Origin of the sequence: Trebonia kvetii, assembly GCF_007827045.1 — a bacterium.
GTDB classification, from domain to species: Bacteria; Actinomycetota; Actinomycetes; order Streptosporangiales; family Streptosporangiaceae; genus Trebonia; species Trebonia kvetii.
In genome coordinates, this window is the sequence record NZ_RPFW01000001.1 from 22,927 (window position 1) to 40,880 (window position 17,954).

4 protein-coding genes and 1 pseudogene are annotated in these 17,954 nt (G+C 70.3%); 4 read left to right on the forward strand and 1 reads right to left on the reverse strand.

Translation table 11 applies throughout. The annotated features are described in order from the left end of the window. Positions 1-21: 21 nt before the first annotated feature. Positions 22-774, forward strand: coding sequence for a MerR family transcriptional regulator (locus tag EAS64_RS00115; RefSeq protein WP_145850676.1), 753 nt, complete (start codon positions 22-24; stop codon positions 772-774). A 30-nt stretch (positions 775-804) separates the two neighbouring features. On the opposite strand, the pseudogene EAS64_RS00120 reads toward EAS64_RS00115, so the two are convergent. Next, positions 805-2,394, reverse strand: a pseudogene (locus tag EAS64_RS00120) (long-chain-fatty-acid--CoA ligase); the annotation flags it as partial. A gap of 167 nt (positions 2,395-2,561) precedes the next feature. Here EAS64_RS00120 and EAS64_RS00125 point away from each other — a divergent pair. From EAS64_RS00125 to EAS64_RS00135, 3 genes are read left to right on the forward strand one after another with little or no spacing between them, the layout of a single operon-like run. Beyond that, positions 2,562-4,295, forward strand: a complete 1,734-nt coding sequence (locus tag EAS64_RS00125; protein ID WP_222848889.1) for an acyl-CoA dehydrogenase family protein — start codon at positions 2,562-2,564, stop codon at positions 4,293-4,295. Continuing rightward, complete coding sequence (locus EAS64_RS00130) at positions 4,292-12,280, forward strand: type I polyketide synthase (protein ID WP_145850677.1); 7,989 nt, start codon at positions 4,292-4,294, stop codon at positions 12,278-12,280. Before EAS64_RS00125 ends, EAS64_RS00130 begins: the two co-directional genes overlap by 4 nt. A gap of 28 nt (positions 12,281-12,308) precedes the next feature. Beyond that, complete coding sequence (locus EAS64_RS00135; RefSeq protein WP_145850678.1) at positions 12,309-17,954, forward strand: ATP-binding protein; 5,646 nt, start codon at positions 12,309-12,311, stop codon at positions 17,952-17,954.

Genomic DNA, 17,954 nt, shown 5'->3' on the forward strand with positions numbered 1-17,954 from the left:
AAGAGATGCAGCTAGGAGAGCATGGACGAGTACCGCATCGACGAGCTGGCACGGCTGGCGCAGACCACCGTCCGCAACGTCCGCGTCTACCAGGATCGCGGGCTGCTTGCCCCGCCCCGCCGCGACGGGCGGGTGGGCATTTACACGGATGCGCACCTGGCCCGCTTGCGGCTCATCGGCCAGCTGCTCAAACGCGGCTTCACGTTCGCCAACATCGGTGAAATGCTGGCTGTCTGGGAACGCGGCGGCAACCTTGCCGAGGTGCTCGACCTCGAGTCGGCCGTTGGCCACCCGTGGTCCGACGAAATTCCCGGCCACCTGACCGCTGAGCAGTTGCGGGAGACTTTCGCCGAAGAAGACACCGAGGAGAACCGGGCCAGGGCCGTGGCTCTGGGCATATTGGAGCCGGACGGCGAGCACTACCGGGTGCCCAGCCCCAGGCTGCTGAGCGCGGGTGCCGAGATGGTGGCGGCGGGCATGACGCTGCCTGCCGTGCTCGACTTGGCCGAACGGCTCCGCGTGCACGTGGACGCGACCGCGCGCGACATGGCCGCCACCGTGGCGGCGCACGTGGTCGCCGCCCACCTGGGGGACGGCAGGCTACAGGGTAAGGACATCGCCGAGGTGGCGGCCATCATCCGGCGGCTGCGGCCGCTGGCCCAGATCGTGCTTGACGCGATGCTCGCCCAGGCCATGTCCCAGCACGTCCAAGAAGCCCTGAGCGACCACCTGGCCCAGGTGCTCGATCCACAGGGGCGCACCGAGGCCGGATAACGGCAGCGGCGGGACCACGATGGCCCGCTTGAGGATCTTGCCGCTGCCGCCGTACGGCAGTACGTCCACGATCCACACGTGACGCGGGTACTTGTACGCGGCGAGCTGGCTCTTGACGTGCTCACGCAGTTGGCCAGGGTCGGCTGACGCGCCCGGCTTGAGCGTCACCACCGCCGCGACTTCCTCGCCGAGCATCTCGTCGGGCACGCCGATGACCGCGGCCTCCGCGACCGCCGGGTGCTCGTAGAGCACTTCCTCGACCTCACGCGGGTAGACGTTGAGACCGCCCCGGATGATCATGTCCTTCTTGCGGTCCACGATCGAGAAGTAGCCTTCCTGATCCACCCGGCCGAGGTCCCCCGTCCGGAACCAGCCGCCCGCCATCGCTTCCGCGGTGTCCTGCGGCCGCCGCCAGTACCCCTTCATCACGTTATTGCCGCGGATCGCGATCTCCCCGATCTCACCGGGCGGCAGCGGGTCGCCCCCTTCGCTCTGCACCCGCATCTCGACGCCGGCGATGGGCTGCCCGATCGTGCCGGGCTTGCGTTCCCGGTCCGGATGGTTGAAGGACGCCACCGGCGATGTCTCAGAAAGCCCGTAGCCCTCAAGGACCATGCAGCCGAAGTGCTTCTCGAACGCGCGCATCAGCTCGACCGGCATGGCCGAGCCGCCGGACACGCACAGCCGCAGGCTGGCCGCGTCCTCGGCGCTGCCGCTCGCGCCGTGCAAGAGGGCGGCGTACATCGTCGGGACACCGGGTAGCACGGTCACCTGGTCCTGCTTGATGATCTCGAGCGCACGGCCAGGGTCGAACCTGGGCAGCAGGGTCAGGCACGCGCCAGTGGCGACGGCGCACCCCATCCCGACCGTCTGGCCGAAGGAATGGAAGAGCGGCAGCGCTCCCATCACCACGTCTTCCGGTCGCAGGTTCAGCAGCGTGGTCCTGGTGACCTCGATGTTGCTGAGCAGGTTGGCGTGGGTCAGCTCGGCGCCCTTCGGCTGCCCGGTGGTACCCGACGTGTACAGGATCACGGCGGTGTCGGCGGCTGCCCGGTCCGCGACCGCCGGGGCCGGGTCGCAGCGGGCGAGCGTATCGGCGAGGCCCTCGGGCTCGATGACCACGAGCTCCGTGCCCGCGTCTTTGGCGCCCGCGGCGGCCTGGTCGGCTACGCCATGCCAGGCGAGCGCGAGGGCGGCGCCCGAGTCGGACAGGTGGTAGCCCACCTCACGGGCCTTGAACAGCGGATTCATCGGGACCACGACGGCCCCGGCCCGGAGGATGCCGTAATAGAGCTCGGCGAACTCGGGTGTGTTCGGTGCCATCAAGGCGACGCGGTCGCCGGCCGTGATCCCGCGGCCGAGCAGCCAGCAGGTGACCCGGGCGCTGAGCTCGTCCAGGTCGCGGTAGCGCAGCGCGCGTTCGTCCGAGCGCACCGCGGTCCGGTCCGGATAGCAACGCGAGGTGTTGACGAGTGTGGTGGCGAGGTTCGTCATGATGCTTCCCCTCTGACGAATTTCGCAAGAGACCGGCTGGCGTCTTGCGGCTTGGCGTGCCGTCAGTGGTGTTCCGCCCCGACCCGTTAAGCGTTGAGGCCGACCGCCCGGCCAGTCAATGGCCATTGGTCCTGTCTCATGCCCAAATCGGCCTGAACCGGGTGCTTACCGCCCAGTAGCTAGCCGATGTCATGGCACGGAGGACCTTCGGCTCTACCAAGCAACCCGGCCGTTACCTAACGGTCGAAGGAGACAGAAGAACACGGCGAACTCTCCATGGGAGAGGGTGCGGAATGAGTAGTTCGATGATGCCGCTAGCCAGCCAAGATGCCCTCGCGGCAGGGGCAGGCCTCGACACCGAGACGCTCGCCATGATGCTGGAGACCGTCAGGGACTTCGTCCGCGACGCCCTCCCCGACGAACGGCTTCTCCAGCTCGACCGCGACGATGAGTGCCCCGTTGACATGGTCCGGGCCATGTGCGGCGACCAGCTAGGCATCCAGTTGCTGTTCATCCCCGAGGAATACGGCGGGATGGGCGGCGGGGCGATCGACGTCTACCGGGTCTGCGAGCAGATGGCCGGCCTCGACGTTGGGATCGCCACCAGCGTGCTCGCCACGTTCCTGGGCAGCGACCCGATATTTGTCGGTGCCACGCCAGAGCAGAAGAGCCAGTGGCTCAGCGAGATCGCCGAACGCGGCATCCTGTACGCCTACGGTGCGACGGAGCCCGACGCGGGCAGCGACCTCGCCGCGCTGAAGACAACCGCGACTCCCGTGCTGGCCGGCGGGACGGTCTCCGGATACCGGCTGAACGGCCGTAAGCAGTGGATCAGCAACGGCGGCATCGCCGACAAGTACACGATCCTGGCCAGTGCCCCTGGCGGGCCGTCCTGGTTCGTCCTTGACCGTGGCACCGAGGGGTTCACCCAGAACCGTCCCGAGGACAAGCACGGGATCCGGCTGTCCAACACCGCCGCCCTGTTCCTTGATGACGCTTTCGTGCCCGTAGGCAACCTCGTCGGCGGCGTGGAGGGGCAGGGCCTCATCCAGGCCCAGAAGGTGTTCGGCTACACGAGGCTGATGGTCGCGGCGTTCGGCCTCGGCGCGGGATGGTCCGCGCTTGACCGCGCCATCACGTACTCCACCACGCGGATCCAGGGCGGCACGCCGCTATCGGAGAAGCAGGGCTACACCCACAAACTCATCGTCCCGCACGCCGTCCGGCTGGAAGCCGCCCGGGCGTTCATCGAGTTCGTCGCCGCGCGCATCGACACGGGCGAGGGCGCGGACGGGGCGCTCAATACCGAAGGCGCGATCGCGAAATACCTGGCTACCGAGGCGGGGAACCTCGCCGCCGACGCCGCGATCCAAGCGCACGGCGGGTACGGGTACACCCGCGAGTACCTGGTGGAGAAGATCAGGCGGGACGTCCGCATCACCACGATCTACGAAGGCACCTCCGAGATCATGGAGATGACGATCGCCCGCGACCGGTGGCAGCAGCACCTGAAGACGGCCGGCCGTTACTACCTGGAGAGCGCGGCGGGGCTTCGCGCCCTCGACACAAGGCACCCCGATGTCGGCGCCGGCACCGCGGCCGTGGCCTGCGAGGCACTGGCGGGCGTGCTCGAAGCCTGCCGCGCTGGCCGCCTTACCAGGAACCAGCATGTGCTGCTGCGCCTCGGCGAACTGATCGCCGCGGCCGAAGGCGCCGGCTGCTTCGCCGGCCGTGTCGCTGCGGCGCTCGACGGCGAGCTGCCGGCGAAGGCCAGCCACCGGTTCGACGGCAGCGCGCTTGCCGCCATGAGCCGGGTGTTCGCCCGCGACGCCGCACAGAAGGTGGCGTGCGACGGGCTGCGCTGGGTGACCGGAGCCGCCGGCGCACGGGCCGTCGGCGGCGGCCCGCTGCCGGGCGGCCGCTGGCTCGACGCCGCGTTCGCGGTGCAAGAAGGGCTGATAGGCGACATGGACCGGGTTGCCGATGCCCTGTACGGGCGCTCTGACGTGAAGGACCTGATGAAATGACCACGACTCCGCAGGACGCCGCCCGGCCGGGCGGGCCGGGACACCAGCCCATCGCCATCGTGGGCATGGGCGCGATCATGCCGGAGGCGCCGACGGCGGCGGACTTCTGGGCCAACATAACCGGCGGGCGCTACAGCATCACCGACGTCCCGAAGGACCGCTGGGACCCGGACCTCTACTACGACCAGGACCCGCGTGCTCCGGACAAGACCTACTCACGGATCGGGGGATGGGTCCGTGAATTCCCCTGGGATCCGATCGGCTGGCGCTTGCCGCTGCCGCCCAAGGTCAGCGACCAGATGGATGACACCCAGAAGTGGGCGGTGGCCGCGGCGCGCGAGGCCCTGATCGACGCGGGGTGGCCCGGCTGGAACGTCGATCCCGAGCGCGTCGCCGTGATCATCGGCAACGCGATGGGCGGCGAGAAGCACTACGCGTCGGTGCTGCGGGTTCAGTTGCCCGAGTTCACCCGCCAGCTTGCCCGGTCGGCCGCGTTCTCGTCGCTGCCCGCAAGCACCAGGACCGCGATCATGGCCGAGACGAGCCAGTCGTTCCTGAGCCTGTCCCCCGACATCACCGAGGACACGATGCCGGGCGAGCTGGCGAACATCACCGCCGGGCGGATAGCGAACCTGTTCAACTTCCGTGGCCCGAGCTTCACCACCGACGCCGCCTGCGCGTCCGGGCTAGCCGGGCTCAGCGCGGCCGCCGAGGGCCTGGCGGCCGGGCAGTACGACGCGGCCGTCGCCGGCGGGGTAGACCGGAACATGGGGGCCTCGACCTTCGTCAAGTTCTGCAAGATCGGGGCGCTCTCCGCCACCGGGACCCGGCCGTTCGACGCCGGCGCCGACGGGTTCGTGATGGGCGAGGGAGCGGCCCTGTTCGTGCTCAAGCGGCTGGCCGACGCCGAGCGTGACGGTGACCGGATCTACGCGGTGCTGCTCGGCGTCGGCGGGGCAAGCGACGGCAAGGGCAAGGGGATCACCGCACCGAATCCGGCCGGGCAGCGGCTGGCCATCGCGCGGGCCTGGCGCAACGCGGGCGTGGACCCGGGCACTGTCTCCTGTGTCGAGGCGCACGGCACGTCGACCCGGGTCGGTGACGCCGCCGAACTGGAGAGCCTCGGCTACGTCTTCCCGGCGGGCGAACTGGCGCCGGGCTCGATCGCGCTCGGCTCGGTGAAGTCGAACATCGGCCACCTGAAGGGGGCGGCGGGCGCCGCTGGCTTGTTCAAGCAGGTCATGGCCTTGCATGAGAAGGTACTTCCGCCAAGCCTGAACTTCCGGGAGCCGAACCCGAACGTCGACTGGGCCAGCTCTGCGTTCCGGGTGAACGGCGAGCTGCGGGAGTGGCCGGAGCCGCCCGGCGGTGTGCGCCGGGCTGGTGTCAGCGCCTTCGGGTTCGGCGGCACCAACTTCCACGCGGCGGTCGAGGAGTACATCCCTGGCAGGTACGAGAGCGGGAACCCGCGGAGGTTCGCTGGCGCCGATGTGAAGACGGCGGAACCTGACCCGCTAGCCTCACCCACCCAAGAAGCCCAGGATCAATATCCCGAACGAGGGCGGCTCTCCGCCGGACCCGCACGCCATGACTCTCCCGGGCCGGGTAGCGTTCAAGACCGTGCGCGCATCGCCGCATGCGCGAGGAAGCCGCTGCGCGGTGCTCTCGTGGTCGGCGGCGACAGCGAACCTGACGTGGCCGCTCAGCTCGCCCGGATACGGGATGAGGCGGCGGCCGGCCGGGCTCCGGCCCTGGCGCCTCCCGACCCGGCGCTTGCCGCCGCTCCGGTACGGGTCGCCATCGACTACGGTGCGGCCGCCGAGCTGGCGGATAAGGCGGGCAAGGCCGTCCAGGCGCTGACCGGGGGTGCCCCTGAGCTGCGCAAGATGCTGCGCTCGCGCGGTGTGTTCATCGGCCATGGCCCTGCGCCCAAGACCGCGTTCCTGTACACGGGCCAGGGGTCGCAGTACGTCAACATGCTCCGCGAGCTCCGGGACAACGAGCCCATCGTGGCGCAGACGTTCGCCGAGGCCGACGAGATCATGACGCCCCTGCTCGGCAAGCCGCTGACTTCCTACATCTTCGTCGACGGCGACGACCCGGCGGCGGTGGCGCGGGCCGAGGGGCAGTTGCTCCAGACCGAGATCACCCAGCCGGCCGTGCTCGCCGCCGACCTCGCGCTCACCCGCATGCTGGCCGCGTACGGCATCGAGCCCGACCTGGTGATGGGGCACAGCCTCGGCGAGTACGGTGCGCTGGTCGCGGCGGGCGCCCTGTCGTTCGCGGCGGCGCTCGAGGCCGTCAGCGCCCGCGGCCGGGGGATGGCAAGCCTCAACGTGCCCGATCACGGGGCGATGGCGGCCGTGATGGCCCCGCTGGCCGACATCGAGCGGATCGTCGCGTCCGTCGACGGCTACGTGGTCGTCGCCAACATCAACAGCACGCACCAGGCCGTGATCGGCGGCGCGACCGAGGCGGTCGAGCGGGCCATCGAGGCGTTCACTGCGGCCGGGTACTCGGCCGCGCGCATCCCGGTCAGCCACGCGTTCCACACGGCGATCGTCGCACCGGTGAGCGAGCCGCTCCGGCAGACCCTGGCCGGGCTGCCACTGCGCGCTCCGCAGTTGCCGGTCGTGGCCAACGTCGACGGCGAGTTCTACCCCGCGAGCGGCCCCGGCCTGCAGGACCACATGCTGGACATCCTGGCACGTCAGGTGGCCTCGCCCGTCCAGTTCGTCAAGGGCCTCGGCACGCTGTACGAGGCCGGTGCCCGGGTCTTCGTCGAGGTCGGGCCGAAGCGGGCGCTAGCCGGGTTCGCCGAGGACGTGCTCGGCTCGGCGCACGACGACGTTGTCGCGCTGTTCACCAACCACCCCAAGTACGGCGACGTACCGTCGTTCAACGTCGCGCTCTGCGGGCTGTACGCCGCGGGCCTTGGCTATCAGGCGCGGCCCGCGGCAGCTCGTGAGCAGACGTCCGTGCGGGTGCCAGCCGACGCTCCAGTTACCTCACTTACCTCACCGGGAGCAGCTATGCCGGAAGACCGCTACGCCGAACTCGGCCGCCTGGTCGCCGATCTCATCGACCGCGGCCGCGCTATCCTCGCCAGCGCCACGCAGCCAGCCGACCCCGCGCAGCCAGCCAGCGTCGCCGCCGTCCGGCCGGTCACGCCGCCGCCAGCCGCACCGGACGGCGCGGAGCCGACGCTGTCCGAAGCGGTGGTCATCACCGGCGCCGCGCTTGGCCTGCCCGGCACCGAGCGGGTGTTTGACGACGAGAACGTCGCGCGCATCCTTTCCGGCCAGCAGTTCATCGATGTCGTCCCGCGCCAGGTGCGGCGTGAGATGGTCGACAAGCACATCACCCGGCTGGTCAAGAGCGAGACCGGCGACCCGGTCTTCGAGGCGATCGAGAGCGAGGGCGACGTCATCAAGCTGGCCGGCCGGTACGGGAGCTTCGACCTCGCCGCGGAGTTCGGCGTCGACGCCGACCGGGATGCCGCGCTAGACCAGTGCACCCGGCTGGCCATTGGCGTCGGCGTGGACGCGCTGCGCGACGCGGGCATCCCGCTGGTGCGGCACTACCACACCACGACGCTCGGGACCAGGCTGCCTGATCGTTGGGGGCTGCCCGCCGACATGCGCGACGACACCGGAGTGATCTTCGCGTCCGCGTTCCCCGGTTACGAGTCTCTCGCGACCGACCTCAACCACTACCACGAGGACCGCGCCCGCAGGCACGAACTCGGCGTGCTCGAGGACATCCGGGCCCGGATGAGCGCGCAGGACCAGGCCGTGGCCGAGGTGGACAGGCGCACCGCCGAATTGCGGCACCTGCTGCAGGCCGAGCCGTTCACCTTCGATCGCCGCTTCCTGTTCCGTGTCCTGTCCATGGGACACTCGCAGTTCGCCGAGCTGATCGGCGCCCGCGGTCCGAACACGCAGGTAAACGCGGCCTGCGCGAGCACTTCCCAGGCACTGTGCGTGGCCGAGGACTGGATCAGGGCGGGACGCTGCCGGCGCGTCGTCGTGATTTCCGCGGACGACGTCGCCTCGGACACCCTGCTGCCCTGGGTCGGATCGGGTTTCCTGGCCAGTGGGGCGGCGGCCACCGACGCGGTGGTCGAGGACGCGGCCCTGCCCTTCGACCGGCGCAGGCACGGAATGATCATCGGCTCAGGCGCCGCTGCCCTGGTCGTGGAGTCCGCCGCCGCGGCGCGCGAGCGCGGCATCCGGCCGATCTGCGAAATCCTGGCGGCGGTCACCGCCAACAGTGCCTTCCACGGAACCCGCCTCGATGTCGAGCACATCTCGCAGGTGATGGAGCAGCTCATCTGCCAGGCCGAGCGGCGGGGCGTCGACCGCGCGAGGATCGCTGACCAGACCATGTTCGTTTCGCACGAGACGTACACGCCGGCCCGCGGCGGTAGCGCATCGGCCGAGATCAGCGCGCTCCGGACGGCGTTCGGACCGGCCGCCGACTCGGTGGTCATCGCGAACACCAAGGGCTTCACCGGGCATGCCATGGGCGCCGGGATCGAGGAAGTCGTCGCCGTCAAGGCGCTGGAAACGGGGATCGTCCCGCCGGTGCCGAACTACCGCGAGCCCGATCCGGAGCTTGGCCTGCTGAACCTGTCGCGCGGCGGCGCGTACCCGGTCAAGTACGCGCTTCGCCTCGCCGCCGGATTCGGCTCACAGGTCTCGATGACGCTGATGCACTGGATCGAGCCGCCAGATGGCTTGCACCAGGCGCCGAGCGAACTGGGCTTCGCCTACCGCATCGCGGACGAGCGAGCATGGCACTCGTGGCTGGACAAGATGACCGGCCGCGACGACGCACAGCTGGAGGTCGTACAGCGCAGGCTCAGGGTCGCGGACGACGCCACCAGGCAGCCCCCGGTGATCATGCCGGCCGCCCAGGCGGCACCCGCACGCGAGGCGGCGGCTGCGGTCGCCGCGCCGTCGCAGCCGTCGGCCGCCGGCCCAGTGGAGCGGACGCCCGAGGCCCAGGCACCTGACCCGGTCACCGAGGCTGTCCTCGATGTCGTGGCCGGGCTGACCGGGTACCCGCGTGACCTGCTGGATCTCGACCTGGACCTCGAGGCCGACCTGGGCGTGGACACGGTCAAGCAGGCCGAGGTGTTCGCGGCGGTCAGGGAACGGTTCTCGATCCCCCGCCAGGACAACCTCAGGCTGCGCGAGTTCCCCACCCTCACGCACGTGATCGGCTTCGTCCGCGACCACGTGCCCGCCGAGCCCGTGGCAGGCGAGCCCGTGGCAGCCGAGCCCGTGCCAGCCGAGCCCGTGCCAGCCGAGCCCGTGGCAACCGAGCCCGAGCTCGTCGAGCCCGAGCCCGCCGAGCCCGTGGCAGGCGGCATGCAGACCGAAGCGGCGCCGGCGCCGCCGCTCAAGACGGCGCCCGCCTTCGCTGGTGACCCAGCGGCGGCGCAGCGCCTGCCGCGCCGCATCCCCGTGCCGGTACTGCGGCCACCAGCGCAGTGGTGCAAGCCCACCGCCGTGACGCTCGGCCAGTCCAGCCGGGTCATCGTGATGGCCGACGAGGGCGGCGTCGGCAAGGCACTTGCCAGGCGGCTCGGCTCGCTCGGCGTCAGCGCCCTGGTCATCGAGCCGGGCTGCCCGGCTGACGATCTAGACTCGCGGCTGGCGGGCTGGCTGGCCGAAGGCCCGGTGCAGGGCCTGTACTGGCTGGCCGCCCTCGACGCCGAACCCGCCCTCAGCGAACTCGACCTGGCCGGCTGGCGTGCGGCGCTGCGCCGCCGGGTCAAGAACCTGTACGCGGTGGTCCGGCGGCTCGAGCAGGCCGGCCAGCTCGGACCGCGCGGCACGTTCCTGGTGGCCGGGACCCGGATGGGCGGTTACCACGGATACGACAACGACGGAGCGACGGCGCCCCTCGGTGGCGCGGTGACCGGCTTCGTCAAGGCGTACTGGCGCGAGCGGCCAGATGCGCTGGCCAAGGCGGTCGACTTCCCGGAGACCAGGAAGCCGGCCATCAGGAAGCCGGACACCAAGCAGACTGGCGCGCTCGCTGACGCGCTGATCGAAGAGACCCTCTGCGACCCGGGAGCGGTCGAGATCGGCCGGGCCGACGGCCGCCGCTGGACGGTGGGCCTGCGGGAAGTCCCGTTCGGCGACGGCAGCGGCGGAATGACGCTCGGCAGCCAGACGGTGTTCGCGGTGACCGGAGCGGCCGGGGCGATCGTATCGGCCATCGTCGCGGACCTGGCCAAGGCCAGCGGCGGCACCTTCCACCTCATCGACCTGACACCCGAGCCGGATCCGGCCGACCCTGACCTGATCCAGTTCGCGGCCGACCGGGATGGGCTGAAGAAGACGATCGCCGACCGTCTCGCCGCCAGCGGCACCCGGCCGACACCGGTGCTGATCGAGCGGGAACTGGCCCGCTGCGAACGGCTGCACTCGGCCCTGATCGCCATCCAGGCAGTACACGCCGCAGGCGGCAAGGCCTACTACCACGCGGCCGACCTGACCGAACCCGGCGCGGTCGCGGACGTCATGGCCGGCATACGCGACCGGCACGGGCGGGTGGACGTGCTCCTGCACGCCGCCGGGCTTGACATCAGCCGCGCCATTGCGGACAAGGAGCCGCGCGAGTACGACCTGGTCTTCGACGTCAAGAGCGACGGCCTGTTCAACCTGCTGCACGCGGCCGGGGACATGCCACTGGGCGCGGTGGTGGCGTTCAGCTCGGTGGCGGGCAGGTTCGGCAACGCGGGGCAGACCGACTACGCCGCCGCCAACGACCTGCTGTGCAAGATCATGTCCAGCTTCCGCGCCACCCGCCCTGACACCAGGGCGATAGCCGTCGACTGGACGGCGTGGGGCGGCCTCGGCATGGCGACCAGGGGTTCGATCCCGACGGTGATGGCCATGGCGGGCATCGAGATGCTGGCACCTGAGGCGGGCATCCCGTGGATCGGGCGGGAACTGGCCGCCGGGCCGTTCAGCGGCGAGGTTGTGGTCGGCGGACAGCTCGGGATGCTCACCGCCGAGAACGACATCACCGGCGGGCTCGACCCCGCCGTGATCGACGCTGGCTCCGCAGGCCCGATGATCGGCGCGATCAGCGGGATGGGGATCTACTCCGGGTTCAGCGCGCAGACCACGCTTGATCCCGCGGCACAGCCCTTCCTGCACGACCACCGGATCGACGGCACGCCGGTGCTGCCTGGGGTAATGGGCATCGAGGCGTTCGCGGCCCTGGCCGGCCTCGCCGTTCCCGGCATGCGGGTGGCCGCCGTCGAGCAGGTGGACTTCATCGCCCCGCTGAAGTTCTACCGGGACGAGCCGCGCACGATCACCGTGACCGCGGTGATCCGGCCCGATGGCACCGAGCTCGTGGCGGACTGCACGCTGAGCGCCAGCCGGGTGCTGGCCGGCGAGCAGGCGCCGCGCGTCACGACGCACTTCACCGGCCAGGTCAGGCTGACCTCGGCCGCTGTGGAGCACACCGTGGAGCAAGCGCGAGCCGAGGCGCCCGGAGCCCACGAGGCAGCGGCGGTCACCCAGGACGACATTTACCACGTGTTCTTCCACGGGCCGGCCTACCAGGTGGTCCGCGAGGCCTGGCACCGGGGTGCCGACGCGGTCGCCCGTCTCGCCCGGCACATGCCGGCAGGGAACACGCCAGAGACCGGGCACACGGCCACCGAGCCGCGGCTGGCGGAGGCGTGCTTCCAGACCGCTGGCCTGTGGGAGATCGGCCACGACGGGCACCTTGCGCTGCCCGCTCACGCGGATCTTGTCAGCATGGCGCACCAGCCCGTTCCCGAGGCAGAGCTGTTCGCTGTCGCCCATCCCGCCGCCGACGGCAGCTTCGACTGTCACGTGCTTGACGGCGACGGCGACGTGATACTGCGCGTCAACGGCTACCGGACCTTCGGCCTCGAGAACCCGCTGCCGGCCGATCTACAGCAGCCAATCCGCGATGCAATGCGAACCTGACCGGCGAGCGGCCGGCGAAGGACACAGTATGCCTGGCATCCGACGCCTTGCCATCGTCAACCGGGGCGAGCCTGCCATGCGATGCCTGGCCGCCGTCGGCGAGCTCGGCGAGGACTTCGGCGAGCCGGTAACCACGATCGCGCTGTACACCGACCCCGACGCGATGTCGCTGTTCGTGCGGCAGGCCGATGAGGCCGTCCCGCTCGGCGCGGCCCTGACCGCCGGCCCCGACGGCACCCGGCACAGCGCGTACGTGGACATCGGCACCGTGATGGCCGCGCTCGCCACGGCCCGCGCCGACTCCGTCTGGGTGGGCTGGGGTTTCGTCGCCGAGTCGGCCGATTTCGCCGCGCGGTGCGAGGCGGCGGGGATCACGTTCGTCGGCCCGCCAAGCGACGTCATCAGGCTGCTCGGCGACAAAGTGCGAGCCAAGCAGCTCGCGGAGCGGCTCGGGATACCCGTCGTGCCATGGAGCGGCGGCCCGGTGCATGACAGCGAGAGCGCGCTGATCGCAGCGGGGGTTCTCGGGTACCCGGTCCTCGTGAAGGCGGCCTCGGGAGGCGGCGGCCGGGGCATCCGGCTGGTGGAGTCGGAGAGCGCGATGCCCGCGGCGTTCGCCTCCGCGCGGCGTGAGGCGGAAGCGGCGTTCGGCGACCCCACCATGTTCGTCGAACGCAAACTCGGCGGCGCGCGGCACATCGAAGTGCAGGTGATAGCGGACGGGCACGGCACCGTGTGGGCGGCAGGCATCCGGGACTGCAGCATCCAGCGGCGTAATCAGAAGGTCCTCGAGGAGTCGGGTTCGACCGCGGTCCGCCCGGCCACCGCGGCCGCGCTGCGCGACGCCGCCGTGCGACTCTGCGCCGCCGTCGGGTACCGCAGCGCGGGGACCGTCGAATTCCTTGTCGACCCGGCGACGCAGCAGTTCCTGCTGATGGAGGTCAATACCAGGTTGCAGGTCGAGCATCCGGTCACCGAGGCGACAACCGGCATCGACCTCGTCAAACTCCAGCTGCACATCGCGCGGGGCGGCAGGCTGCCGCCGGCCCCGCCACCGGTCACCGGCTACGCGATCGAAGCCAGGCTCAACGCCGAGGACCCGGAGCACGACTTCGCGCCGACGCCGGGCCGGGTGTCCGCGCTGCGGCTGCCCTCCGGGCCCGGAATCCGGGTCGATACCGGAGTAGCCGAGGGGGACGACGTCGCGCCGGAGTTCGACTCGATGATCGCCAAGATCATCGCGTGCGGGCACGACAGGGCGGAGGCGCTGAGCCGCCTGAAGCGCGCGCTAGCGCAATCCCTGGTGGTCATCGACGGCGGGATGACCAACAAGGCGTTCCTGCTATCTCTGGTGGGTAACCCGGACATCGTCGCGGGCCGTTACGACACCCACTGGCTAGACCGGCTGACCGAGGCGGGCGGCCATCTGCCCGCCGATGACCCGATCGCGCTGCTGGCCGCGGCGATCGAGGGCGCCGACACGGACCAGGCCGCGGTGCAGGCCAACTTCGTGGCCTCGGCGGCACGCGGCCGTCCCGAACTCCCCGACCAGGTCGGGCACCGGGTGCGACTGCGGGCGCGCGGCGGCTCCTACCAGATGCACGTGTACCGCCTGGGGCACAGCGACTATCGTGTCGCGGCCGGCACGGCCCTGATCGACGTCGGTGTCCAGCGACTCGGCCGCTTCGAGCGGGCGGTCACCTGCCGCGGCAGGCGGTACAAGGTCGTCGCCGCGAGCCAGGGTTCCCGGCTGCTCATCGAGGTCGCCGGCGTCGCGCACGTCATCACTCGTGACGACGGCGGGCAGGTCCGCTGCCCGTCCCCGGCGTTCGTCGTCGCCGTGTCCGTCACCACCGGCGACATCGTCCGGGCCGGTGATCCGCTCGCCGTCGTCGAAAGCATGAAGATGGAAACCACCATTGTCGCACCGCACGATGGCATGGTCAGGTCTGTCTACGCTCAGGTGAATACGCAGGTGGAGGCGGGGGCGCCGCTTGTCGCGCTGCGAGCGGCCGCCGGGCGGTCGGAGTCTCGCGGGCAGAATGGGTCTGGCGGGCGCAGCGGAACGGCGGCCGAGTTCGCCGACCTGGCGACACCGTCCGTGGGCCATGACGTAGCCGACATCGACAATCTTCTCCGGGCCTACCTGCTCGGCTACGACATCGAAGACGGCGACGCTCATGAGCTCAACCGGGAGCGAGGCAAGCAACTGACGGACGTTCCGTCCGACGATGACGGCAGGATACGCAGTGACCAGGAACTCCTGGAGATCTTCGCGGACGCGGCGGCATTGTCCCGGCCGGTCCCCGAAGACGAGCAGGAGGAAGAGCATCCCCGGAGCTCGCACGAGTACCTGCTCACCTACCTGTCGTTCCTCGATCCGGAGCGCAGCGGGGTGCCCGGTCATTTCCTGCGGCAGCTGCGAGCTACGCTCGCCCGCTATGGCATCCAGTCGCTGACCCGCACACCTGAACTCGAGCAAGCACTGCTGCGGATCACCCGGTCGGCGGACAGGATGCCGGCCGCCGCCCCCATCGTGATCGCCATCCTGGACCGCTGGCGCCGCGGCCACGACCCGCTGGCGGACGCGATAACCGACGACCGGCTCCTCGTGCTCGCCCGGCTGATCAGCTCAACGCAAGGGCGCTACCCCGATGTCTGCGACCTGGCCAGGGACGTCCGCTTCTGCTATGTCGACGGGCCAGTGATCAACCGCACCCGGGCGAAGGCGTACGCGGAGATTGAGACCAGCCTGGACGAGCTGTGCGGCCAGCCCGCGCCCGACCGGCAGCGCGACCTCGCGGACCAAGTCGTCTGGTTCCCACTGCCGATGCGCGCCAGGATCCGGGACTGGTACCGCGACGCGGACGCGACAGCCAGAGCCCGGCTGCTCGTGGTGCGCACCCGCCGGTTCTACCGGATACGCGATCTCATGCGGATACGGTGCCAGATGTTCGGAGGCCATCTCACGTGCCTCGCGGACTACCATGAGCCCGGGCAGGACGGCCCGCCGGTGCACCTGGTCACCGCGTACGTGCCCATCGCGGACCTGCCGGCGTTCGCCCGTGGGGTTGCCGTGCACCTGACCGAGGTCGCCCCCGACCAGCCCGTCGTCGTCGACGTTGAGTCATGGCGCGACGAGTCCCTGCTCCCTGACGAGCAGATGGCCGCTGAACTTGCCCGTATGCTCTCCGGTACGTCCTTCGGCCGCGACCTGCGCCGTCTGACCGTCGCCATGACGAGTGCCGCCCGAGGCACCGAGACCACCGCGGATTACCAGCGCACTCAGACATTTACGTTCTCGCAGGGTCCAGCCGGATTCACCGAGGACGCACTGCTCAGGAACATGCACCCGATGATCGCTGAGCGTCTCGACCTGTGGCGGCTGTCCAATTTCTCGCTGCGCAGGCTGCCAAGCGGCGCGGAGGATGTGTACCTGTTCCACGCCGTCGCCCGCGCCAATCCGAAGGACGAGCGGCTGATCGCCATCGCCGAGGTGCGCGACCTCACCGCCGCCCGCGACTCGGCCGGCGAGAGCATCGGGTACCCGATGCTTGAAGGCATCCTGTCCCAGACCTTCGCCGACATCCGCGGCGCGCTCCGCGGCCAGTCGCAGCGACTGCGCCCGCTGCGGAACAGGGTGCTCCTCTACGTCCGCCCGGTGTGGAACATCCCCACCGCAACCTGGCAAGACCTGGCGCACCAGATGGCGGCGCAGGCCGCCGACCTCGGGCTGGAGAAGGTCGCGGTACGGGTCCGGATGCCGGACGAGGCGACCGGCGAGCCGCGGACGGCCATCCTCGATGTAGAGAACGTGGCGGACAAGGCTGTCACCGTGCGCGTCCGCGAGCCATCGGACCAGCCCATCCAGCCGCATACCGAGTACCAGCGGCGTGCCCAGCGGGCCAAGCGGCTCGGGGTGCCCTATCCCTACGAGCTCATCCGTATGCTCACACCGCCCCAGGGTGCGCCCGCGGATTTCCCGGCCGGCGACTTCACCGAGTACGACCTCAGCGAGGAGCGAACCCCGGACGGCAGCGGCGCCGGCGCCGATGAGCTCGTGCCGGTCAGCCGGCCCTACGGCCGCAACTCCGCGGGGATCGTCACCGGCGTCATCACCAGCTACACGTCCCTGGTGCCCGAGGGGATCCGCCGGGTGGCGATTCTCGGCGACCCGACAGAGGGACTCGGCAGCCTGGCGGAGCCGGAGTGCCGCCGCATTCTGGCGGCGCTGTCCCTCGCCCGGCGGATGCGGGTGCCCGTCGAATGGTTCGCGCTATCGTCTGGCGCCAAGATCGCGTGGGACAGCGGGACCGAGAACATGGACTGGATCGCCGCGGTGCTGCGCGGCCTGGTCGAGTTCACCCAGTCAGGCGGTGAGGTCAACATTGTCGTCACCGGGATCAACGTCGGCGCCCAGCCGTACTGGGACGCCGAAGCGACCATGCTCATGCACACGCACGGCATCCTCATCATGACGCCCGCCAGCGCCATGGTGCTCACCGGCAAGAAATCCCTGGACTACTCCGGTGGCGTGTCCGCTGAGGACAACTTCGGCATCGGCGGGTTCGAGCGGATCATGGGGCCCAACGGACAAGCGCAGTACTGGGCGCCGACCCTGGCGGCGGCCTGTGCGCTGCTGCTGCGGCACTACGCGCACACATACATCGTCCCCGGCGAGCGTCATCCCCGCCGGGCGCCGACGAACGACCCGTCAGAACGCGACGTGCGCCCGTTCCCGCACAAGCAGGTCGAGGGGTCGGACTTCGCTACCGTGGGCGACATCTTCTCCGCCGAGCTGAACGGCGACCGCAAGAAGCCGTTCGACATGCGCTCGGTGATGCGGGCCGTCAGCGATGCCGACGACGTGCCGTTCGAGCGGTGGGCCCCGTGGCGCAACGCCGAAGGCGCGATCGTGTGGGAGGCGCGAGTCGGAGGGTTCCCGGTGTGCCTCATCGGCCTTGAGTCACGCAACGTGGCCAGAGCCGGGTTCGTTCCCGCCGACGGCCCCTCGTCGTGGACTTCGGGGACACTCTTCCCGCAGTCGTCGCGCAAGGTCGCCCGTGCCATCAACGCGGCAAGCGGCAACCGGCCCGTTGTCGTGCTGGCCAATCTCAGCGGCTTCGACGGCTCGCCGGAGAGCATGCGCAAGTGGCAGCTGGAATACGGCGCGGAGATCGGCCGCGCGGTGACCAACTTCCGCGGGCCAATCGTCTTCGTGGTGGTCTCGCGTTACCACGGCGGCGCGTTCGTGGTCTTCTCCAAGCGGCTGCACGATGACATGGAAACGGCCGCGGTGGCCGGTTCCTACGCTTCGGTGATCGGCGGGGCGCCGGCGGCCGGCGTCGTTCTCTCCCGCCAGGTGTCGGCAAGGACAGAGGAGGATCCCCGGGTCACGAGCCTGCGGACGCTGCTCACGACCGCGAAGGGCAAGGCGTTCGCGGAGGCGCACCATCAGCTGGCCGAGGTCACCCAGACCGTCAGGGCCGAGAAGCTGAAGCAGGTCGCCGACGAGTTCGACGGCATCCACGACATCAGGCGCGCGCTGCGCGTTGGGTCCGTTGACCACATCATCGCTCCTGAGCAGCTACGGCCATTCGTCATCCGCGCCGTGGAACGCCGGCTGGCTGCCGGGGTAACACCCGAAGTGCCTGACATGCGCACGGCGAGCTGA